This is a genomic window from Delftia sp. DS1230 (assembly GCF_040112715.1).
Classification (GTDB): Bacteria; Pseudomonadota; Gammaproteobacteria; order Burkholderiales; family Burkholderiaceae_C; genus Comamonas; species Comamonas tsuruhatensis.
The window spans coordinates 4,127,426-4,149,100 of sequence record NZ_CP157763.1 but is presented as its reverse complement, the minus strand read 5'-3'; the positions used below and the strand labels follow the sequence as shown (position 1 = coordinate 4,149,100).

At 69.7% G+C, this 21,675-nt stretch carries 21 protein-coding genes; 16 read left to right on the top strand and 5 right to left on the bottom strand.

Translation table 11 applies throughout. The features are described from left to right. Positions 1-72: 72 nt before the first annotated feature. Genes AAN986_RS18690 through AAN986_RS18665 form a run of 6 tightly spaced genes read left to right on the top strand, consistent with a single transcriptional unit; the run spans position 73 to position 5,588 of the window. The gene (locus AAN986_RS18690; RefSeq protein WP_047217630.1) at positions 73-1,470 is read left to right on the top strand and encodes a cobyrinate a,c-diamide synthase; all 1,398 of its coding nucleotides are present in this window, start codon (positions 73-75) and stop codon (positions 1,468-1,470) included. Then, positions 1,470-2,063: a bifunctional adenosylcobinamide kinase/adenosylcobinamide-phosphate guanylyltransferase gene (locus AAN986_RS18685; protein WP_047217631.1), complete on the top strand. Its 594-nt coding sequence runs from the start codon at positions 1,470-1,472 to the stop codon at positions 2,061-2,063. The genes AAN986_RS18690 and AAN986_RS18685 overlap by 1 nt, the downstream gene beginning before the upstream one ends. Next, a complete protein-coding gene (locus AAN986_RS18680; protein WP_047217632.1) occupies positions 2,060-2,938 on the top strand; it encodes a helical backbone metal receptor in 879 nt (292 codons plus the stop codon). The genes AAN986_RS18685 and AAN986_RS18680 overlap by 4 nt, the downstream gene beginning before the upstream one ends. Before the next feature lie 41 nt (positions 2,939-2,979). Then, positions 2,980-3,963, top strand: coding sequence for an iron ABC transporter permease (locus tag AAN986_RS18675; protein ID WP_047217633.1), 984 nt, complete (start codon positions 2,980-2,982; stop codon positions 3,961-3,963). Further along, positions 3,960-4,763 carry an ABC transporter ATP-binding protein gene (locus tag AAN986_RS18670; protein ID WP_047217634.1) on the top strand — a complete coding sequence of 268 codons (804 nt, stop codon included), beginning with the start codon at positions 3,960-3,962 and terminating at the stop codon, positions 4,761-4,763. Before AAN986_RS18675 ends, AAN986_RS18670 begins: the two co-directional genes overlap by 4 nt. A 15-nt stretch (positions 4,764-4,778) precedes the next feature. Further along, positions 4,779-5,588: an aminoglycoside phosphotransferase family protein gene (locus tag AAN986_RS18665; RefSeq protein ID WP_047217635.1), complete on the top strand. Its 810-nt coding sequence runs from the start codon at positions 4,779-4,781 to the stop codon at positions 5,586-5,588. On the opposite strand, the gene AAN986_RS18660 is transcribed toward AAN986_RS18665, so the two are convergent. Continuing rightward, entirely contained in the window at positions 5,585-6,463 is an 879-nt protein-coding gene (locus AAN986_RS18660; protein WP_047217636.1) for a MurR/RpiR family transcriptional regulator, read from the bottom strand. The genes AAN986_RS18665 and AAN986_RS18660 overlap by 4 nt on opposite strands. A 160-nt stretch (positions 6,464-6,623) precedes the next feature. On the opposite strand from AAN986_RS18660, the gene AAN986_RS18655 reads away from it, so the two are divergent. The 10 genes from AAN986_RS18655 (at position 6,624) to AAN986_RS18610 (ending at position 15,850) form a co-directional block, all read left to right on the top strand. Beyond that, positions 6,624-7,967, top strand: a complete 1,344-nt coding sequence (locus tag AAN986_RS18655) for an aspartate aminotransferase family protein (protein ID WP_047217637.1) — start codon at positions 6,624-6,626, stop codon at positions 7,965-7,967. A gap of 71 nt (positions 7,968-8,038) precedes the next feature. Further along, positions 8,039-8,950, top strand: a complete 912-nt coding sequence (locus AAN986_RS18650; protein WP_047217638.1) for an amino acid ABC transporter substrate-binding protein — start codon at positions 8,039-8,041, stop codon at positions 8,948-8,950. Positions 8,951-8,967: 17 nt separating this feature from the next. Next, positions 8,968-9,633 (top strand): aspartate/glutamate racemase family protein, encoded by a 666-nt coding sequence (locus AAN986_RS18645; protein WP_047217639.1) that lies wholly within the window; start codon positions 8,968-8,970, stop codon positions 9,631-9,633. A gap of 63 nt (positions 9,634-9,696) precedes the next feature. Beyond that, a complete protein-coding gene (cobO, locus tag AAN986_RS18640; protein ID WP_013803210.1) occupies positions 9,697-10,266 on the top strand; it encodes a cob(I)yrinic acid a,c-diamide adenosyltransferase in 570 nt (189 codons plus the stop codon). A 39-nt stretch (positions 10,267-10,305) separates the two neighbouring features. Next, positions 10,306-11,013 carry a 5,6-dimethylbenzimidazole synthase gene (gene bluB, locus AAN986_RS18635; protein ID WP_047217640.1) on the top strand — a complete coding sequence of 236 codons (708 nt, stop codon included), beginning with the start codon at positions 10,306-10,308 and terminating at the stop codon, positions 11,011-11,013. Then, positions 11,010-12,092 carry an adenosylcobinamide-phosphate synthase CbiB gene (cbiB, locus tag AAN986_RS18630; protein ID WP_047217677.1) on the top strand — a complete coding sequence of 361 codons (1,083 nt, stop codon included), beginning with the start codon at positions 11,010-11,012 and terminating at the stop codon, positions 12,090-12,092. Before bluB ends, cbiB begins: the two co-directional genes overlap by 4 nt. Then, positions 12,089-13,132 (top strand): aminotransferase class I/II-fold pyridoxal phosphate-dependent enzyme, encoded by a 1,044-nt coding sequence (locus tag AAN986_RS18625; RefSeq protein WP_047217641.1) that lies wholly within the window; start codon positions 12,089-12,091, stop codon positions 13,130-13,132. Before cbiB ends, AAN986_RS18625 begins: the two co-directional genes overlap by 4 nt. After that, positions 13,119-14,624 carry a cobyric acid synthase gene (locus tag AAN986_RS18620; protein WP_047217642.1) on the top strand — a complete coding sequence of 502 codons (1,506 nt, stop codon included), beginning with the start codon at positions 13,119-13,121 and terminating at the stop codon, positions 14,622-14,624. The genes AAN986_RS18625 and AAN986_RS18620 overlap by 14 nt, the downstream gene beginning before the upstream one ends. A gap of 142 nt (positions 14,625-14,766) precedes the next feature. Continuing rightward, complete coding sequence (locus AAN986_RS18615; protein WP_016445226.1) at positions 14,767-15,198, top strand: hypothetical protein; 432 nt, start codon at positions 14,767-14,769, stop codon at positions 15,196-15,198. A 280-nt stretch (positions 15,199-15,478) separates the two neighbouring features. Next, the gene (locus tag AAN986_RS18610; protein ID WP_047217643.1) at positions 15,479-15,850 is read left to right on the top strand and encodes an oxidoreductase; all 372 of its coding nucleotides are present in this window, start codon (positions 15,479-15,481) and stop codon (positions 15,848-15,850) included. An 18-nt stretch (positions 15,851-15,868) separates the two neighbouring features. On the opposite strand, the gene AAN986_RS18605 is transcribed toward AAN986_RS18610, so the two are convergent. The 4 genes from AAN986_RS18605 to AAN986_RS18590 all read right to left on the bottom strand — a co-directional run bounded on the left by AAN986_RS18605 (position 15,869) and on the right by AAN986_RS18590 (position 21,660). After that, positions 15,869-17,746, bottom strand: a complete 1,878-nt coding sequence (locus AAN986_RS18605; RefSeq protein ID WP_017406561.1) for a TRAP transporter large permease subunit — start codon at positions 17,744-17,746, stop codon at positions 15,869-15,871. Beyond that, a complete protein-coding gene (locus AAN986_RS18600) occupies positions 17,743-18,759 on the bottom strand; it encodes a TRAP transporter substrate-binding protein (protein ID WP_047217644.1) in 1,017 nt (338 codons plus the stop codon). The genes AAN986_RS18605 and AAN986_RS18600 overlap by 4 nt, the downstream gene beginning before the upstream one ends. Positions 18,760-18,820: 61 nt before the next feature. Next, positions 18,821-20,497, bottom strand: coding sequence for an acyl-CoA synthetase (locus AAN986_RS18595; RefSeq protein ID WP_017406559.1), 1,677 nt, complete (start codon positions 20,495-20,497; stop codon positions 18,821-18,823). Then, the gene (locus tag AAN986_RS18590; RefSeq protein ID WP_017406558.1) at positions 20,494-21,660 is read right to left on the bottom strand and encodes an acetyl-CoA acetyltransferase; all 1,167 of its coding nucleotides are present in this window, start codon (positions 21,658-21,660) and stop codon (positions 20,494-20,496) included. The genes AAN986_RS18595 and AAN986_RS18590 overlap by 4 nt, the downstream gene beginning before the upstream one ends. Positions 21,661-21,675 lie beyond the last annotated feature (15 nt).

Here is a 21,675-nt window from a genome sequence, read left to right as displayed (position 1 = left end):
GATGTATTGCGTAAGCATTGGTTGCGGCCGCGGTGCGGGCGCGCACTACAATGCGCCGCGCGGAGCGAACACATGAACATTGACCTTGGCCAGGGCGGGGCACGCTGCCCGGCGCTGCTGATCACTTCCACGGCTTCGGGCCAGGGCAAGACCACGCTGACGGCTGCGCTGGCGCGGCTGCATGCGCGCCAGGGCCGGCGCGTGCGCGTGTTCAAGTGCGGCCCCGACTTCCTGGATCCGCACTGGCATGAACTGGCCAGCGGCGCGCCCGTGCACAGCGTAGACCTGTGGATGACGGGCGAGTCCGACATGCGTGCACGCCTGCACGCAGCCGCCTGCGAGGCCGATCTCATCCTGGTGGAAGGCGTCATGGGGCTGTTCGACGGCACGCCCTGCGCGGCCGATGTGGCCGAGCGGCTGGGCCTGCCGGTACTGGCCGTCATCGACGCCTCGGGCATGGCCGGCACCTTTGGCGCGCTGGCCCATGGCCTGCAGCACTATCGGCCGGGCCTGCGCTGGGCCGGCCTGCTGGCCAACCGCGTGGGCAGCGCCCACCATGCCGATCTGCTGCGTGCCGGCCTGCGCGATCCCTCGCTGTGGCTGGGCGCGCTGGCGCGCGTGCAGGGCAAGGGCGCCGCCTCGCTGCTGCCCGAAAGACACCTGGGCCTGGTCGCCGCACATGAACTGGACGATGCGCTGGTGCGCCTGGACGTGGCCGCCGATGCGCTGCAGGCTACGCCGCTGGGCCAGTTGCCCTGGCAGGCCGGGCCGGGGCAGGGCGCCAGCTGGCAGGACTGGTCCGTGGATTTTGAGCTGCCTGCCGAACGCACCGAGCAGGTGCAGCCCTGGCTGGCGGGCCGCACCGTGGCCGTGGCGCGCGATGCGGCCTTCAGCTTCATCTATGCGGCCAACCTCGACTGCCTGCGTGCCATGGGCGCGCGGCTGGCGTTTTTCTCGCCGCTGGCCGGCGAGCGCCTGCCGGATTGCGATGCGCTGTGGCTGCCCGGCGGCTATCCCGAGCTGCACCTGGATGCTCTGGCCGCCAATGCCGCGCTGCGCGGCGACATCGCCGGCCACGTGGCTGCCGGCCGCCCGGTCTGGGCTGAGTGCGGCGGTATGCTGGCGCTGTGCGAGCGACTGACCGACACCGCGGGCCGGACCACGGACCTCTGGGGCCTGTTGCCCGGCCATGCCTGCATGCAGCCGCGCCTGGCGGGACTGGGCATGCTGCAGCTGCCCACGCCCTGGGGCCTGCTGCGCGGCCACACCTTTCACTACAGCCGGCTGGAGACTTCCATGACCGAGGCCGGGCGCAGCAGCCGTCCGGGACAGGACGCCCATCCCGACCGGGGCGAGGCGCTGTACCGCCACGGCAGCGTGCATGCCAGCTATTTCCATGCCTGGTTTGCCTCGCAGCCGCGTGCCGTGGCCGCGCTGCTGGGCGCCGACATTCATCCGGGGACCGCGTGATGACCGAGCCCATCTCCACCGTTTCGCTTCCCCGCAGCCAGCTCATTGTGGGTGGCCAGAAAAGCGGCAAGTCGCGCCGCGCCGAATTGCTGGCGCGCGCCTGGCTCGATGGCGCACCGGACCGCGAGGCCGCGCTGATCGCCACCGGCCAGCCCTGGGACGACGAAATGCGCGAGCGCATCGCCCGCCACCGGCGCGACCGCGCCGAGCGCGTGCCCGGCATGGCCACGCTTGAGGAGCCGCTGGATCTGGCCGCCATGCTTGCGCGGCACAGCACGCCGCAGCGCCTGCTGGTGGTGGACTGCCTGACGCTGTGGCTGACCAACTGGATGATGCCGGCCCAGCCTTCCGAGGAACTGGCGCGTGGATGGTCGGGCCAATGCGCGGCCTTTCTTGACGCCTTGCAGGGCGCGCCCGGCCCGGTGATCCTGGTCGGCAACGAGATCGGCCTGGGCGTGATTCCGCTGGGATCGCAGGTGCGCGCCTTCGTCGATGCGCTGGGTGTGCTCAACCAGCGTGCGGCGCAAAGCTGCGAAACCGTCACGCTGATGTGCGCCGGCCTGCCGTTGGCGCTCAAGGGCCCGCAGCCGTGAGGCCATGGTGTCCCGCCCTGTGGGGCCTGGCGTTGGCACTGGCGCTGTCTGCGGCGCAGGCTGCCATCCGGGTCACGGACGGGCGGGGCGTTCCGGTGGAGCTGCCACAGCCGCCGCAGCGCATCGTCAGCCTGCTGCCCTCGCTGACCGAAAGCGTGTGCGCGCTGGGCGGCTGCCAGCGCCTGGTCGGCGTGGACCGCTATTCGAACTGGCCGGCCCATGTGAAGACCCTGCCCGTGGTGGGCGGCGGAATCGATCCCAACATCGAGGCCATCGTCGCGCTCAAGCCCGATCTGGTGCTGGTGTCCATGGCCTCGCGCTCGGTGGCGCGGCTGCAGGCATTGGGCCTCAAGGTCGTGGCGCTGGAGCCGCGCACCCATGCCGATGCGCAGGCCGTGCTGCGCACCGTGGGCCAGTTGCTGGACCTGCCGCCCGAGCAGGGTGCCGACCGGGTCTGGGCCGCCATCGAGGCGCGCATGCAGGAGGTGGGGCGCAGCATGGCGCCCGCGCTGCGCGGGCAGACCGTGTATTTCGAGGTCAACCGTGGCCCCTTTGCCGCAGGCGAGTCCTCGTTCATCGGCGAGACCCTGGCACGCCTGGGCATGCGCAACATCGTGGGCGCGCAGCTGGGGCCGTTCCCGCGCATCAACCCTGAATTCGTGGTGCGCGCCGACCCGGACTTCATCCTGGGCGGCGACCGCAGCCTGGGCACTTCGGGCGAGCCCTATCCGGGCTGGGGCCGCATGCGCGCCATGCAGGCCGGGCGCGTCTGCCGCTTTGAACCGGCCGAGCTGGACGTGCTGGTGCGCGCCGGACCACGCATGGCCGAGGGCGCCGCGCTGATGGCGCGCTGCCTGAACGGGGCCGCACGGTGAGGCAGGCCCGCAGGCACCACAGCGGCCTGGCTGCGCCGTGGATGGCGCTGGCCCTGCTGGCCGTGAGTGCCCTGCTCATGCTGCTGGGTGCGGGCGTGGGCAGCACGGGCTGGGAAAGCGTGTGGGCCGCGCGCAGCGATCCGCTGTCCTGGCAGATCGTCACCGAGATCCGGCTGCCGCGCACGGCGGGCGCCTGGCTGGCCGGCGGCCTGCTGGGGCTGGCCGGGGCCATTGCCCAGGGCGTGTTCCGCAACCCGCTGGCCGATCCCTATCTGCTGGGCAGCGCCTCGGGCGCCTCGCTGGGCGTTGCATTGAGCATGGCGGCGCTGGGCGCCTCGCCCTTTGCACTCGCGGGCCTGGCGCGCCTGGGCGTCACGGGCGCGGCCTTTGCGGGCGCGGCCCTGGCCGTGCTGCTGACCCTGGTGCTGGCCCAGGGCGTGCACAACACCATGCGCCTGCTGCTGGCCGGTGTGGTGGTGGGGGTGGTGCTGGGCGCGGCCGCATCGCTGGTGCTGCTGATGAACCCGGACATCATGCAGGCCATGCAGGCCTTCATGCTGGGCAGCACCTCCTTCATCGGCTGGGGCGCCTGCGCGCTGATGCTGGCCGTGCTGCTGGCCACCGCCCTGGGCGCCTGGTGCCTGGGCCGCGTGCTCGACGGCCTGTCCCTGGGCGAGGCCACGGCCCACAGCCTGGGCCTGCCGCTGGCGCCGCTGCGCATGGTGCTCATCTTGCTGCTGGCGCTGGCCACGGGCACGGCCGTAGCGCAGACCGGGCTCATCGCCTTCGTCGGCCTGGCCGCGCCGCATCTGGTGCGCTCCATGGTGCGGTCCATGCACCGCTGGCTGCTGGTGCTCAGCGCGGGCATGGGCGCCGTGCTGCTGCTGGCCGCCGACCTGCTGGCGCGCTGGCTCATCGCCCCGCAGGAGCTGCCCGTGGGCGCGCTCACGGCCTTGCTGGGCGGCAGCTACCTGCTGTGGCTCATGCACCGCCGCCACGCCCTGCGCGGCGGGGAGGGCGCATGACGGCACTGGCCCCCGCCCTGCAAGCGCGCGCCCTGAAGGTTCGCCTGGGCGATCGACAGGTCCTGGGCGGCCTGAGCCTGGCCCTGCCCGCCGGCCGCTGGACCGCCATCGTCGGCCCCAATGGCGCAGGCAAATCCACGCTGCTGCGCGCCCTGGCAGGCATGGAGTCCGGCGCTGGCGTGCAAGGGGAGGTGGAGCTCCTGGGCCGCCCGCTGCGGCAATGGAGTGCGCGCGAACGGGCCTGCTCGCTCGCCTGGCTGGGCCAGAACCAGCCCGTGGCCGGCGACATGCGGGTCCAGGACGTGGTCATGCTGGGCCGCCTGCCGCACCAGGGCTGGCTGGCGGCGCCCAGCCAGGCAGACCATGCCGCTGTGGAGCAGGCGCTGCGCCAGACCCAGGGCTGGGACTGGCGCATGCGCAGCGTGGGCAGTCTCTCGGGCGGGGAGCGCCAGCGCGTGCTGCTGGCGCGCGCCCTGGCCGTGCAGGCCCGCGTGCTGCTGATGGACGAACCCCTGGCCAACCTCGACCCGCCGCACCAGGCCGACTGGCTGGAATGCGTGCAGGCCCTGGTCGCCCAGGGCTGCACCGTGGTCAGCGTGCTGCATGAGATATCGATGGCCTTGCAGGCCCAGGACCTGGTCATTCTCGACAAGGGGCAAGTGGTGCACCAGGGGGCCTGCGCCGACGCGGCCACGCATGCGGCGCTGGAGGCCGTGTTCGAGCACCGGCTGCGCATCCGCGCCATCGACGGGCAGTGGCTGGCCCTGCCACGGCTGCGGGGGCAAGCCGCAGCTCCCTGATCGCCTGTTAGAAAAATGTCTCTCCATGCGCCGTATCTGAGCCGCTGGGCTCTGACCATCGATGGCCAGCCCCTGTCCACGCCGCGCGGTGTGTTGCTGCCCGTGCGCCAGGGCGGCACGCCCGCCATGCTCAAGATTGCGCTGAAGCCCGAAGAGATGGCCGGCGCTCGCTTGATGGCCTGGTGGAATGGCGACGGCGCTGCACCTGTGCTGGCCCAGGAAGGGCCGGCCCTGCTGATGCTGCGCGCCACAGGACCCGAATCGCTGGTGGAGATGGCCCGTGGCGCGCGCGATGAAGAGGCCACGCGCATCCTGTGCACGGCCGCCGCGCGCCTGCACTTGCACCAGCACCTGCCGAGCGCCCGGCCTTTGCCGTCTTTGGTGCCGCTGGCGCAATGGTTCCAGGCACTGCTGGTGAAGACCGATGAACCCGCCAGCCTGCTCGGCCTGTGCGCCACCACGGCGCGTGAGCTGCTGGCCGCACCGCGCGACGTGGCCGTGCTGCATGGCGATCTTCACCACGGCAATGTGCTGGACTTCGGCCGCCTGGGCTGGTTGGCCATCGACCCCAAGGGCCTGCACGGCGAGCGCGGCTTTGACTACGCCAACATTCTGAGCAATCCCGACCCCGCCAGCGCACTGGCGCCGGGGCGCTTTGCGCGCCGCATGGCCACCATTGCCGAAGTCTCGGGCATTGAGCACAGGCGCCTGTTGCAATGGGTGCTGGCCTGGTCGGGGCTGTCTGCCGTCTGGAGCATGGAAGATGGCGACGATCCTGGCGCTGCGATGGCTGTGGCTCAAATGGCGGCTTCGGCCTTGGGCTAGTCGCGACCGGTTTTCCTCGATCGCGGCGCCTCCAGATACGCACCGCTGGCAAACAATTGCTCCTCGGCCTGGTCGATGCGCTGCACCACGCCCTTGCCGGCGCGGCTGGCCAGCAGTTCCACCAGGGCCTCGGACAGCGCCACGGCCGAGGTGATGGAGGGGAAGAACGACGGGCTGTGCAGCGAAAACAGCAGCGTGGCGTCGGCCAGCAGCGCCAGGGGCGAGGCGGGGCTGTCGGTCAGCGCAACGATACGGCAGCCCGCATCCCTGCCGGCCTGGGCCACGGCCAACGCCTCGCGCGAGTAGGGCGCAAAGGCGACTACCAGCAAGGCGTCGCCGCGCTCCATGGCGCGGCACTGCATCTCCAGCGTGCCGCCCTGGCCGTCCAGCAGATGCACGCTGGCGCGCAGCAGCCGGTACACATAGACGAAGGAAAAGGCCACGGGGTAGCTGGCGCGAAAGCCCGCCACATGCACGCTGCGGGCCTTTTCCAGCAGTGCGCAGGCCTGCTGCAGGGCGTCGCCCAGGCGCCGCTCGGTGGACTCCAGATTGCGGCGGTGCACCTCGAAGGTCTCGCCCACCAGATCATGGTCGCCAGCGCGGCCCACCAGGGCCTTGGCGCGCTGGCCGTACGCCTCGTCGCTGCCCAGTCCCATGTCCTGCGCGAAGGCCTGCTTGAGCTGCGGCCAGCCGTCAAAACCCAGCCACTGCGCAAACCGCACCAGCGTGGCGGGCGGGCTGCCGGCGCGCGTGCCCACGCTGCGCATGGAGGCCGTGACCACATCGTTGGGATGCTCCAGCACGAAGCGGGCCACCTGTTGCAGGGCCGGGCTCAACTCGGCAAATCGCTGGCGGATGTCGTCTTGAACGGACATGGTTTTTCAGGAGAGAGGAGGGGAAAAGGGCGGTGTTGGCTGCGCCGACTGTAGCCCAGGCGCGGGCCGGCTTGGAACGGCTGTTGTTGGAATCTCTGTTGACGGAACAAATGTTCCGTCAAATAATGTGATGAAACATTTGTTCCTTGAAAGAACTGCCATGAGCCATGTGTTCCATCGCCATCTGCACCACACGCCCCCCGTCGCCGTCGCCGCCAGCGGCCTGGAGATACGCGACGCGCAGGGGCGCAGCTATATCGATGCCTCGGGCGGCGCGGCCGTGTCCTCGCTGGGCCACGGGCATCCCGACGTGATCGCCGCCATGCATGACCAGATCGACCGGCTGGCCTATGCCCACACCAGCTTCTTCACCACTGCGGTGGCCGAGGAACTGGGGCAGGAACTGGTGCGCGGCGCGCCCGAAGGCACCAGCCACGCCTACCTGGTCAGCGGCGGCTCCGAGGCCGTGGAGGCCGCGCTCAAGATGGCGCGCCAGTACTTCGTGGAGATCGGCCAGCCCGAGCGCACGCACTTCATCGCGCGCCGCCAGAGCTACCACGGCAACACGCTGGGTGCGCTGGCCGTGGGCGGCAATGCCTGGCGGCGCGCGCCGTTCGCGCCCATCCTGGTGCCGGCTACCCATGTCTCGCCCTGCAATGCCTACCGCGACCAGCGCGACGATGAAACCTCAGAGCAATACGGCCAGCGCCTGGCCGACGAGCTGGATGCGGCCATTGGCCTCCACGGCCCGCGCAGCGTGATCGCCTTCGTGGCCGAGACCGTGGGCGGCGCCACTGCTGGCGTGCTCACGCCCGTGCCCGGCTACTTCAAGGCCGTGCGCGAGGTGTGCGACCGCCACGGCGTGCTCCTCATCCTGGACGAGGTGATGTGCGGCATGGGCCGCACGGGCACCCTGCATGCCTGCGAGCAGGAAGGCGTGGTGCCCGACCTGATCATCGTGGCCAAGGGCCTGGGCGGTGGCTACCAGCCCGTGGGTGCGGTGCTGGCGCAGGGGCGCATCGTGGATGCCATGTCGCGCGGCAGCGGCTTCTTCCAGCACGGCCATACCTACCTGGGCCACCCGGTGGCCTGCGCGGCGGCGCTGGCCGTGCAGCGCGTGATACGGCGCGACGGACTGCTGGACAAGGTGCGTACCGATGGCGAAGCCTTCGGGCAGATGCTGGCGCAGGCCCTGGGCAGCCACCGCCGCGTGGGCGAGCACGTTGGAGACATTCGCGGGCGCGGCTTCTTCTGGGGCGTGGAGCTGGTGGCCGACCGCGCCAGCAAGGCGCCCTTCGATGCGGGCCTGAAGCTCAACGCCCGCATCAAGACCGAAGCCCTGCAGCGCGGCCTGCTGTGCTACCCCGGCGGCGGCACGGCCGATGGCCGTGCAGGCGACCACGTGCTGCTGGCGCCTCCCTTCATCGCCACGCGGGAACAGCTGCAGACCATCGCCACGCGCCTGGCCGAGTCCATCGAGGCCGCACTCGCCCAGGTTCTCTGATCCGTTCCTGCGCTCGCGCGCATTTCCACGCTTCCCCACGTTTTCCCCAACCCCGCCACAGGAGTGTCCCCATGACCCCATCCCGCCCGACCCTGAAGCGCACGGCCCTGGCCGTGACCAGCGCCCTGATCGCCGCGCTGCTGCCGCTGGCCGCCAGCCATGCCCAGGACAGCGGCACGCTCGCCAAGATCCAGCAGGCGGGGGCCATCACGCTGGGCTACCGCGAGTCCTCGTTCGGCTTTTCGTACCTGGATGGCGATCTCAAGCCCGTGGGCTACAGCATGGACATCTGCCGGCGCATCGTGGACGAGGTCAAGGCCCAGCTCAAGCTGCCCGCACTGCAGGTGCGCTATCAGGCCGTGACCTCGGCCAACCGCATCCCGCTGGTGGCCAACGGCACGGTGGATCTGGAGTGCGGCTCCACCACCAACCTGGTGGAGCGGCAAAAGCAGGTGGCCTTCTCGCCGGATATCTTCCGCTACAACGTGCGCATGCTGGTGCGCGCGGACTCGGGGCTGCGCTCCGTCGCCGACCTGCAGGGCAAGACCGTGGCGACGACGGCGGGCACCACGTCCTTCCGCCTACTGCGCGAGGCGGACCGGGGCCGCAACCTCGACGTCACCAATCTCTCGGGCAAGGACCATTCGGACTCCTTCATGCTGGTGGAGAGCGGCCGTGCCCAGGCCTTCGTGCTGGACGACATCCTGCTCGCCGGGCAGATCGCCAATGCCAAGAACCCGCAGGACTACCTGATCACGGGCGAAAGCCTGCGCACCGAAAACCAGGCGCTGATGCTGCGCAAGGACGATGCCGGCTTCAAGGCCATCGTGGACCGCGTAGTAACGGGCATGATGCAGTCCGGCGAGATGGAAAAGCTCTACAACCGCTGGTTCATGTCGCCCATCCCGCCCAGGAACATCAACTACCCGCTCAACGCCGAGACGCGCGAGGCCTTCGCCCATCCCTCGTCCAAGGGCATCTGAACTTATTGCACGCATCCATGACCCGCATCGCCCTCATCCACGCCCTCAGCCATTCCGTCGCTCCCATCAACGAAGCCTTTGCGCGCGACTGGCCCGAGGCGGTACGCATGAACCTGCTGGACGACAGCCTCTCGGCCGACCTGGCGCGCAACGGGCGCGGGCTGGACGCCGCCATGCACGAGCGTTTCCAGCGCCTGGCGCAGTACGCCGTGGACACGGGCGCGCAGGGGATCTTGTTCACCTGCTCGGCCTTTGGCCCCTGCATCGAGGCCGTGGCCGCGCGCCATGCGGCGCTGCCCGTGCTCAAGCCCAACGAGGCCATGATCGAAGAGGCGGTGCAGGCCGTGCAGGGCCAGCAGGGGGCCTTGGGTTTGATCTCCAGCTTCGCGCCCACGCTGCAGTCCATGCCGCCGGAGTTTCCGGCCGGCATCGAACTCGTGCCCGCCCTGGCCGATGGCGCCATGGACGCGCTCAACCGGGGCGACACCGCCACGCATGACCGCCTGGTGGTCGAGCAGGCCAGGGCCCTGGCCGCACGCGGCTGCACGCGCATTGCGCTGGCCCAGTTCAGCATGGCGCGTGCCCGCGCCGCCTGCGAGGCCGCCACGGGCCTGCCCGTGCTCACCACGGTGGACAGCGCCGTGCGTGCCCTGCAGCGCCGGCTGGGCGTGCGCCTCGGTTAAAGTGGCGCTCCGCTGCGGCGCATGCCCGCCGCAGCGTGTGCAACTTTTGAGGACGACAGACCCATGCAGATTGAACAGGCCCCGACGGAAAAGCCCTATGAAAAGCCCGAAGGCGAACGCCGTGGCCTGGTGCTGGTGAACACCGGCGACGGCAAGGGCAAGAGCACGGCGGCCTTCGGCCTGGCCCTGCGCGCGCATGGCCGGGGCAAGTCCGTCAAGATCTTCCAGTTCATGAAGGTGCCCACGGCGCGCTTTGGCGAGCACCGCATGTTCGAGCAGCTGGGCATGCCCATCGAGGGACTGGGCGACGGCTTCAGCTGGAAGAGCCAGGACCATGAACGCTCTGCCCAGATCGCACGCGAAGGCTGGGAGCGCGCCCGCACGGCCATTCTCTCGGGCGATCACTTCCTGGTCGTGCTCGACGAAATCACCTATCCGCTGATCTACGGCTGGCTGCCGCTGGAGCCCGTGCTGCAGGCCCTGGCCGACCGCCCGCGCCATGTGCACGTCATGCTCACGGGCCGGCGCTGCCCCGAGGAAATCATTGCCGTGGCCGATACGGTCACGCGCATGGAACTGGTCAAGCACGCCTTCCAGGCCGGCATTCCCGCCCAGCGTGGTATTGAGGACTGATGCCGCCCGCAGGCCCGGCCTGCGGCGGACAATGGCGGCATGAGCAGCGAAACGCATTCCCGGGCGCCAGAGACCATTCCCGCCCAACCCTTTGCCGAGGCCGAGCGGGCAGCCGTCTACCGCGCGATCCATGAGCGGCGCGACATGCGCCATTTCTGCGGAGGCGAGGTCGCGCCCGATGTTCTGCTGCGCCTGCTGCGCGCGGCCCACCATGCGCCCAGCGTCGGCTTCATGCAGCCCTGGCGCTTCATCCGCGTGCGCGATGCGCAATTGCGCCAGGAGATCCATGACGTGATCGAGCAGGAACGCCTGCAGACTGCGCGTGCGCTGGGCGAGCGCGAGGAAGACTTCATGCAGCTCAAGGTCCAGGGCGTGCTGGATGCGGCCGAGGTGCTGGTCGTGGCCATGCCGCCAGGACGCGAGGCCCATGTCTTTGGCCGGCGCACCCTGCCCGAGATGGATGTGGCCTCGGCCGCCTGCGCCATCCAGAACCTGTGGCTGGCCGCGCGTGCCGAGGGGCTGGGGCTGGGCTGGGTCTCGCTGTTCGATCCCGAGGTGCTGGCCGCGCTGCTGCAAATGCCAGTCGGCAGCCGGCCGCTGGCCGTGCTGTGCCTGGGCCCCGTGTCCGCCTATTACGCAGAGCCCATGCTGCAGCAGCAGAAATGGGCCAGCCGTGCGCCGCTGCAGGACATGCTCTACGACGACCTGTGGGACCAGCGCGCCGCCGGGGCGCCACCGCAGGCATGAACGACAGCCATTTCTGGCAACTGTCGGGCGCCGCGTTCAGTCCGCTGTGGTGGAGCTGGCAGGCGCTGTCGCAGCCTGTGCCCGACCCCTGGGCCCGCCACGCCCTGGCCGCCGCTCTGGCCGTTCCCGTGGCCCTGCTGGTCGACCGGCTCTGGGGCGAGCCGCCCGTGTGGATGCACCCCGTGGTCGCCATGGGCCGGCTGCTGGCTGCGGTTGGACGAAGAATTGCCCCACGCGAAGAACATGTGCGCGACTGGCCACGCTTTGCGCTGGGCGCAGTCGCCTGGTGTCTGCTGGCGCTGCTGTTCTTCGCCATCTACGCGTTCATCCAGTGGCTGCTGCCGCCCATGCCCTGGTGGCTGGGGGCGCTGGTGCTGGGGGTGCTGCTCAAGCCCTTGCTGTCCTGGCGCATGCTGCGCGACGAGGTGCTGGCCGTGGAAGCCGCACTGCAGCAATCCCTGCCTGCAGGCCGCGAGCGCCTGACCTGGCTGGTCAGCCGGGACACGGCGCAGCTCGACGCAGGCCAGGTGCGCGAAAGCGCCATCGAAACCCTGGCCGAGAACCTCAGCGACTCCGTGCTGGCGCCGCTGTTCTGGTTTGCCGTGGCCGGCCTGCCGGGCGCGGCCCTCTACCGTTTTGCCAACACGGCCGATGCCATGTGGGGCTATCCGGGCTGGCGCGGGCATGGCGATGACCGGCGCCACTGGCAATGGGCCGGCAAATGGACGGCGCGTGCCGATGACCTGCTCAACTGGATACCGGCGCGCCTGACCGCCTTGCTGCTGGCCTTGTCCGGCCTGGCCGCTGGCCGACGTCCGGGCTGGGGTGCGCTGCGCCAGGACGCGCGCATCACCCCGTCGCCCAACGGCGGCTGGCCCATGGGCGCCATGGCAAGGCTGCTGGGTGTGCGCCTGGGCAAGCCCGGCGTCTACGTGCTCAACCCCGCAGGCTGCGTGCCGCAGGCGGCCGAGCTGCAGCAGGCCGTGGCGCATGCGGGCCGCGTGGTCGCCATGCTGGTGGCTGCAGGGCTGGCCGCCGCCCTGGTCATTGCATGGGCGATGGCAGGAAAGACACCATGAAACCGATCCCAGTCACCCACGGCGGCACGGATGCGCTGGGCGTGCCCGCGCACGATTTCTCCACCAACCGCAATGCCTGCGGACCTTGCCCGCAGGCGCTGGATGCGCTGTCCCAGGCACATGCAGCCCAGTACCCGGACCCGCACTACACGGCGTTGCGCACACGGCTGGCGGATTTTCATGGTGTGCCGGCCGAGCGCATCGTCATCGCGGCCAGTGCCAGCGACTTCATCCACCGAATCACCATGCATGCGGTGCGAGAGGGCGCGGCCGTCGCCAGCCTGCCGGCACACCACTATGGCGACTACGCCCACGCGGCGCAGGTCTGGCGCCTGCGCCAGGCCGCGCGCGACGGTATCACCGAAGCCGGCCCCGGCCTGCACTGGGCCTGCGCACCATCGAGCCCCCTGGGTCAGCCCGAAGACGTCTGGCCCCTGTGGACCGAGCCCGCACCGCCCGGCACCTGGCGCGTGATCGACTGCGCCTATGCGCCCCTCAGACTGGAGCCGGGCATGGAACCCGCCGTGCCCTTCCCGGTGCGCGATGCCTGGCAGATGTGGACTCCCAACAAGGCCCTTGGCATGACCGGCGTGCGCGCGGCCTACGCCATTGCGCCCGAAGCCGTGCCGCACGACGAGATCGATGCCTTGCGTGCCCTGTCACCCTCCTGGCCCGTGGGCGCCCATGGCGAGGCCATGCTCACGGCCTGGACCGCTCCGGCCACCCGGCAATGGCTGGCGCAAAGCCTGCAACGGCTGCGCGATTGGAAGGCGCAACAGATCGATCTGGTGCAGCGCCTGGGCTGGCAGGTGCTGCCCGGCTCGCAGGCCAATTACTTTGTGGCGCGCTGGCCGCAGGCACGGCAGGGCGACGCCATGCAGACGCGTCTGGCCCAACTGCGCGCGCAGGGCATCAAGCTGCGCGACTGCGACAGCTTCGGCTTGCCCGGCTGCGTGCGCATGGGCGTGCTGGCGCCTGCATCCCAGAACGCCTTGCTGGCTGCCTGGCAGCCAATGGAGAAACACCATGCAATCGAGTGAACCCGCCGCCGTGAACCTGCCCTTGCCCGAGCCCGGCCAGCGCCCCGCGCTGTGCGTGATGGTGCTGGGCACCAGCAGCGGTGCCGGCAAGAGCTGGGTGGCCACCGCGCTGTGCGCCTGGTACCGCGCCCAGGGCTACAAGGTGGCGCCCTTCAAGGCGCAGAACATGAGCAACAACGCGCGCGTGGTCTGCGCGCCGGGCAGTGCCTGGGGCGAGATCGGCACGGCACAGTACCTGCAGGCCCTGGCCGCAGGCTGCGCGCCCGATGTGCGCATGAACCCGCTGCTGCTCAAGCCCGAGGCCGACATGCGCAGCCAGGTCGTGCTGCTGGGCCGGGTCAGCGAGGAACTCTCGGCCTTGCCCTGGCGCGGCCGCAGCGCCCGCGTGTGGCCGCAGATCGCCGAGGCGCTGGACAGCCTGCGTGCCGACAACGACGTGGTCGTCATCGAGGGCGCAGGCTCGCCGGCCGAGATCAACCTGCATGCCAGCGACGTGGTCAACATGCGCGTGGCGCGCCACTGCGGCGCGCATTGCCTGCTGGTGTCCGACATCGACCGGGGCGGCGCCTTTGCCCACCTCTACGGCACCTGGGCGCTGCTGCCGCCTGACGAGCAGGCGCTGATCCGCGGCTTCGTGCTCAACAAATTCCGGGGCGACGCCAGCCTGTTGGCGCCCGCCCCGCAGATGCTGCAGGAGCGCACCGGCGTGCCCACCGTGGCCACCATCCCCATGCAGTTCCGGCATGGCCTGCCGGAGGAGGATGGCGTCTTTGACGACCGTGGCTCTGGAGGAGGCGTGGGACGCGCCGTGCACACCACCATCGCCATCGTCGCCTACCCGCGCATCAGCAACCTCGACGAATTCCAGCCCCTGCTGCAGGTGCCGGGCCTGCGCGTGGTCTGGGCGCGCACGCCGGCCCAGCTGGCCGGCGCGGACTGGATCATCCTGCCGGGCTCCAAGGCCACGGCTGCCGATCTGGCCTGGATGCGGTCCCAGGGCCTGGATGCTGCCGTCGCCGCCCATGCGGCGGCAGGCCGGCAGGTGCTGGGCATCTGCGGCGGCCTGCAAATGCTGGGCGAGGCGCTGATCGACCTGCACGGCGTGGACGGCAACGCAGCCGGCCTGGGCCTGCTGCCGCTGACGACCCTGTTCGCGCCCGACAAGACCGTGCTGCCCGCCAGCGTGCAGCTGCCGCCGCTGCCAGGGGCTTTGGCGGCGCTGTCCGGCGTGCAGGCCCGGGTCTATGAAATCCACCATGGCCAGACCAGCGTGCGCCCCGACATGGTGGCTGCCGGCAGCGCCGTGGCCGAGCCTGTGCCGGGCCTGCTGTGGCACAGCCCTGACGGCCGCATCGCCGGCTGCTATTGGCACGGCCTGTTCGAGAACGCGGACGTGCTGCGCGCCCTGTGGGGTGCCGAGGTACCCACGCTGGACAGCGTCTTCGCGCGCATGGCCGACGGCGTTCAGCGCTGGTTTGCCACCCAGGCTTGACCCAGGTCGGCCACCGCTTGCGCGTTGCGCGGCAACATGTAGGCCATGGACTGCATGCGCAGCCGTGCTGTACCGATAAATGGGGAGCTGGAAAACACGCATGCTTGGGCCTTGACTTTTTCACGAGGAATGGAGTGAAGCTATGAAGAATCCATGGATCCGTCCCCTGCAGCTGTGTATTGGCGCTGCCGTCCTGGGCATGGCCGGCCTGGCCACCGCCCAGCCCGGCCCCGGGCCTGATGGCACGCCGCCACCGCCCCCCGCTGCGGAAAAGGCCAAGCCCCATCACCACCACAAGAAGCACGCCGAGCACAAGGGGCCCGCCAAGCGCGGCTATGACCGCCGCGACCCTGCCCAGCACGAAGCCGCCGCCGTCCAGGAGCAATCGCGCCGAGGCGGCGTCCAGTCGGGCGACAACTTCCAGCGCAATGCCGTGGCCCGCTGCGATGTCTTCAAGAACGAAGGCGACCGCCGCTCCTGCGTGGAGCGCGTCAAGGACGGCCAGGTCAGCGGCTCCGTCGAAGGCGGCGGCGTGCTGCGCGAGTACACGGAGCAGGTTCCTGTAAGGCAATAACAGCGCTGTTGTTCACCTGAGAAAACCCGCCGGGCCACGAAGCCGGCGGGTTTTTTTGTGGGCGAATGCAGGCTCCCGCGTCAGCAGCCTGTGGTGTGGTCCGTGCTGCAGGCAGCCGGTATCGAACCTCGACCGCAGAGACCTGGCCCGCCACCACGCCCCTGTCCACCGGATTTGACCTGGGTCATACAAACCCATTCCACCCGCCCCGGACCGGCGCGCACCGGCAAGGCATTTCTATGATGGCGCCGTACTTCCCATATGGAAAAGGATTCAACCCATGCAAGCCTTCCGGATCGTGGTCATTGGTGCGGGGCAGACCGGCACTCCCTTGCTGCAGCAGTTGCTGGACGCGCCCTTCGTGCAGTTGCTCGGGGTGGCCGACCTGGACCTGGACCAGCCCGGCATCGTGCTGGCACGCGCGCGTGGCGTGCCGGTCACCACACGGTTCATGGATCTGGTGGATGCAGCGGTGGACATCATCATCGACGTGACCGGCTCCCCCCAGGTGCGCGAGTCGTTGCGCAGCAAGATGGTGGAGACCGGCAACACGCACACGCTGATCATGCATGAGGCGATTGCGCTGCTGATGATGTCGCTGTCGGCCGGCCGGCTGGTGACCAGCAAGCACAGCGATCTGGAGTATTCCTGAACGCAGGCGGCCGCGCCTCTACAGAAATCCGATCGACAGCCAGGGCACGGCCGCCACCGCCACCGTACCCAGCAACAGCGCCAGCAGGTAGCCCACGATGGGCCGCAAGCCCTTGTCCGGGTGGATCTGGCCTATGGCGCAGGCTGCGTAGTAGCCCACGCCCAGTGGTGGGGCGAACAGGCCCAGGCCCATGGCGAGCACGACGACGATGGCGTAGTGCACTTCATGGATGCCCAGGTCGCGTGCGATGGGAAACAGCAGCGGGCCGAACAGCACGATGGCGGGTATGCCTTCCAACACCGATCCGAGGATGACGAAGATCAGTAGCGAGACCGCGAGAAACGCGGGTGCCCCGCCGGGCAGGGCGGCCATCGCCTCCGCCAGCGAGCGCGAGAAGCCCGATTGGGTCAGGCCCCAGGCCATGGCCGTGGCAGTGCCGATGATGAGCAGGATGGCGCCCGACAGCGATGCCGTGGCCACGAGCATGGGCCCCAGGCGGCGCCAGTCGAACTGGCGGTAGATCAGCAGACCCGCAATGGCCGCGTAGGCAATGCCCAGGGTCGAGACTTCGGTGGCCGTGGCCACGCCCTCGACCACGGCCGCGCGGATCACGAAGGGCAGCGCCAGTGCCGGCAGGGCGATGAAGCCTAGCCGCGCGATCTGCGACCAGGGCTGGCGCTGTGTCTGCGGCGGCTGGTCATGGCGCGAGCGCCACCAGACGACCACACACAGCGACAGGCCCAGGGCCAGCGCCGGCAGCAGTCCGCCCGTGAACAGCGCTGCAATGGACACGCCCGTGACCGAGCCGATGGTGATCAGCACCAGGCTGGGCGGCACGGTTTCCGTCTGCGCGCCCGTGGCTGACAGCAGGGCCACCAGATCGCCTTCGTCCGCGCCGCGCTTGCGCATTTCGGGGAACAGTGCCGGAGCCACGGCCGCCATGTCGGCCGCCTTGGAGCCCGAGATGCCCGAGACCAGGTACATGGCCCCCACAAGCACATAGGACAGGCCGCCGCGCACATGGCCGAGCAGGCCCGCGAGAAAAGCCACCATGGCGCGCGCCATGCCCGTCATCTCGATCAGCAGCCCCAGGAAGACGAACAGCGGAACGGCCAGCAGGATGAGGTGGGACATGCCTTCGTCCATGCGCCCGACGATCACGGGCAGGGCGGTGTCCGTGGCCAGGGCCAGATAGCCGAGCGTGCCCAGGCCGAAGGCAAAGGCAATGGGCACGCCGCCGAACACGCAGGCCGCGACCACGCCGACGAAGAAGACCAGCAGGTTCAGGCGCCCCAGGTCCTCGAAGAGGCCGAAGATGCCGTTTGCCAGCACGAACGCCGCCATGATGGCGGCCACCACGGCCAGTGCCTTCCAGGCCGCCGCCTTTTCGCCGCTGCGCACCAGGCGCAGCACCGAGAAAACACCCATCAGCACGATGCCGGCGGGCAGTGCCGCAGCGCGCCAGATGTTGGAGATTTCCAGCGCGGGCGTGGTGATGAAGCGCTCGTCCGCTGCCCATTCCCAGGCGGGCCAGGCCACCAGGGCGAGAAAGGCCAGCGTGGCACAGGTGCCGATGGCATCGAACAGGGCCCGGCGCGCAGGCGACAGGCGTGAGAGCAGGGCCGTCATGCGCATGTGCTCGGCGCGCCGCAGTGCGATCACGGCACCCAGCATGGCCAGCCAGATGAAGAGCATGGAGGCCAGTTCATCCGCCCAGACCAGTGGCTGGTGGAAGACAAAGCGTGCCACCACTCCCGCAAACAGCACGCCGATATCAGCCAGCACCAGCAGGCCCGCCGCGCAAGCCACGGCCGCGCCCATCCAGCGGTCGATGCGGTCCCACGCGGTCCAGGCATCGTGCGGGGTATGGGCGGGCTTGTCCTGGGGCGCAGTCATGCCAGCGCCCCGACGCTGCGCTCGAGGATGGCCCAGGCCTGGTCACCGTGCTTGCGCTTCCATTCGGCGTAGAAGCCGGCCTTGCGCAACCGCTCACGGAAGGCGGCGGTGTCGGCAGTGTTGAAGGCCAGGCCCTTGGCGGCCAGCTCCTTTTGCAGGCCGGCGTTGAGCTCGGCGACATCGTCGCGTTCGCGCAGGCCTGCGGCATTGATGTGTCGCGCCACGATGTCGCGCAGGTCTGGGGGCAGTCTTTCCCAGGCGCGGCGGTTGGCCAGGAACCAGAAACCGTCCCACATGTGGTTGGTGAGCGAGCAGTACTTCTGCACCTCGTAGAGCTTGGCCGTGGAGATGATGGCCAGCGGGTTCTCCTGCCCGTCCACGATCTTCGTCTGCAGCGAGGAATAGACCTCGGCAAAGTTGATGGACGCGGGCGCGCTGTCCAGCGCCTTGAACATCGAGGTCCACAGCGGAGAGACGGGCACGCGGATCTTGAAGCCCTGCAGGTCGGCGGGACCCGCGATGGGGCGCGTGGAGGAGGTGATCTGCCGGAAACCGTTGTCCCAGATGCGCTCCATGGCCACCAGGTTGGCCTGGGCGATGCGTGCGCGGATATGGGCGCCCAGCTCGCCGTCCATGGCCTTCCAGACACTGTCATAGCCGTCGAATGCAAAGCCCACGCCGCTGATGGAGGCTGCCGGCACCAGGGTGGACAGGATCAGGCCCGACAGCGTGAAGAACTCCACGCCGCCCGAGCGCAACTGGCCCAGCACATCGGTGTCCGAGCCGAGCTGCCCATTGGAGAAGACCTGGATGTCCACCCGTCCACCGGTCTCGGCCAGGATGGCCTGCGACATCTGCAGGGCCCGGATGTTCATGGGGTGCGTGGCGGGCAGGTTGTTGGCGTACTTGTAGCGGAATTCGGCCTTGCTGGCGAAGGCGCTGCGCTGTGAAAGGGCCAGTGGAAGGGCGCAGGCTGCGGCACCGTGCAGCACGTGGCGTCGGGAAAGGGTCATGGCTTGTCTCCTGAGTGTTGTCTTTGTGTCGTTCGGGCGCAAGCTGCGCGCGGGGGGCGCATCACGGGGTCGGGGCGGCCTGCTCCTTTCCCTGCGTCATGTTCTGCAGCAGGCGTTCGCGTATGTCCTTCTTGACCACCTTGCCGTAGCCCGAGCGGGGCAGGGCGTCCCAGAAGTGGAACTGGCGCGGCCAGCGGTAGCGCGCGCAGCGGCCCTCCAGGTGCGCCAGCAGCGCCTCGGCCGTGAGGTCTCCAGCGGTGGCATCGGCACCCTCCCGCGCGACCACCACGGCCACGCCGATCTCGCCCCAGGTGGCGTCGGGCATGCCGAGCACGGCGACCTCGGCCACGGCGGGATGGGTCAGCAGCGCCTCCTCGATTTCGCGCGGATAGACGTTGGAGCCGCCCGAGATGTACATGTCCGATTCCCGCCCCGTGATGTAGAGCAGGCCCCGCTCGTCCAGCCGCCCGAGATCGCCCGTGTGGAACCAGCCGCCCCGAAAGGCCTGGGCCGTGGCCTCGGGGTTGTCGTGGTAGCCCGCAAAGACGGCGGGGCCGCGGCAGCAGATCTCGCCGATGGCGCCCGTTGGAACGGGCTGCAACCGGTGGTCGAGGATGGCGACCTCCATGCCCGTGCGCGGGCGCCCGCAGGTTCCGATCAATGTGTCGGCGGTGCCGGTGCTGCCGTCGCTGTGCCCGTCGTCCAGTGCGTGCATGGAGGGCGTCAGCACGGTGATGCAGCCCGTCACCTCGCCCAGGCCGAAGTACTGCACCAGCACCGGGCCCAGCTTGTGCAATGCGCGCTGCTGGTCGGCGTGGTACATGGGCGCGCCCGCATAGACCACGTAGCGCAGCGATCCGTGGTCGAAGCGGTCCACCGCGGGGTCTTCCACCAGCAGCTTGACGATGGTGGGCACGGTGAAGAGATTGGTGACCCGGTGCCGCTGCACCAGCTCCCAGACCTCGGCAGGGTCCAGCCGGTCGGCGGTGGGCAGCACTGTGGCCGCACCGCGCGCCACGTTGAGCAGGGCATGTATGCCTGCGCCGTGCGACAGCGGTGCCACGGCAATGGAGCAGTCGCGCTCGTCCGTGCCCGGGATCAGGTCGGCAAGGTGGTTGGTCACCACGAAGGCCATCTGTCCATGGGTGAGCATCGCGGCCTTGGGCCGGCCTGTGGTGCCGGAGGTGTAGAAGAACCACAGCGGCGTATCGGCATGCACATGGGCTGTAGATGCGGGAGCGCCTGCGTTGTCATGCAGCAATTGCTCGTAGTCCTGCTCGCCCTGGCTTTCGCGAGGCCGGCCGATGGTGATCACAGGCCGCAGCCGTGGCGAGGCGGCGCGCACGGCGTCCACATGGCCTGCGAAGCCCTCTTCGGCCAGCATGGCGGTGGCGCCGCTGGCGTGGCCCAGCCAAGCCACTTCGGATGGTGTAAGCCGGAAGTTGACCGGCACCCAGACGGCGCCGAGCCGGAAGGCGGCCCAGCAGCTTTCAAACAGGGCAATGCCGTTGCGAGACTGCACCAGCAGGCGGTCACCGGCCTGCATGCCCAGCGCGCGCAGGCCTTGGACCAGCGCATTGACGCGCGCATCGATCTGCGCCCAGGTCCAGCGGCGGTCGCCCTGGATCAGGCCGGGCCTGTCGGGAAACAGGGCGGCCGTCTGCGACAGCAGCAGCGACAGGTTGGCTGCCTGGGGCGCGGGGACTGCCGCGATGTCCGCAGGTGCAAGCCTGTTCATGCGGCCTCCAGCACGCTCAGGTAGTTGGCCACGGCCGCACCACCCATGTTGAAGACGGCGCCCAGCCGGGGCGCGGGCAGTTGCATGGCCCCGGCCGAGCCTGACAGCTGCATGGCCGCCATCACATGCTGGGAAACGCCTGTCGCGCCTATGGGATGGCCGCGCGACTTGAGTCCTCCCGACGGGTTGACGGGCAGCCGCCCGTCGCGGCATGTGCTGCCGTCGAGGATGGCGCGCGCGCCTTGGCCATGTGGCGCCAAGCCCATGGCCTCGTATTCCAGCAGTTCGGCCATGGTGAAGCAGTCATGTGTTTCCACGAAGCCCAGGTCGGCCAGCGTGGCGCCTGCGTCGGCCAGCCCGCGCTGCCACGCCAGGGCGGCGCCTTCGAAGCGCGTGGGGTCCCGCCGCGACAGGGGCAGGAGGTCGTTGACCTGGGTGCGCGAGCGCCAGCGCACGGGCGCCACGCTGGCATTGCCGCAGGCCTGGCGCGAGATGACCAGGGCGGCCGCGCCGTCGGAGACCAGCGAGCAGTCCGAGCGCTTGAGCGGGCCTGCGACGAAGGGGTTCCTGTCCGAGGCGTGGCGGCAGAAGTCCAGGCCCAGGTCACGCCGCATGTGGGCGAAGGGGTTGTGCACGCCGTTGGCATGGTTCTTGGCCGCGATGGCTGCCAGTGCATCGCTCTGGTCGCCGAAGCGTTCGAAATAGCGGGTGGCGATCTGCCCGAACACGCCTGCGAAGCCCGCCGGTGTGGCAGCTTCCTCCTTCACGTAGGAGCAGCGCAGCAGGATCTCGGCAATTTTCTGCCCAGGCTGGGCGTTCATGATCTCGAAGCCCACCACCAGCGCGCAACGTATGCGGCCGGACTGCACGGCGTCGAGCGCAGCCCAGATGGCAGCCGAGCCGGTGGCGCAGGCGTTCTCGCTGCGCGTGGCGGGCACATGGCGCAGTTCAGGCACGGCCAGGGCCACCAGGCTGGCACTGAAATCCTGGGGCAGAAGGCCGCCATTGAAGTGGCCGACGAAGATGCCGTCGATGTCCCGGGCCTCCAGGCCGGCGGTTTGCAGTGCCGGGTCGATGGCGTCACGCAGCAGTTGCTCGGCATCGGCTGCGGCATGCTTTCCGAAGGGCGTGTGGCCCCAGCCGATGATGCGGGGTGGGTTCATGGCGTGGCTCCTGTG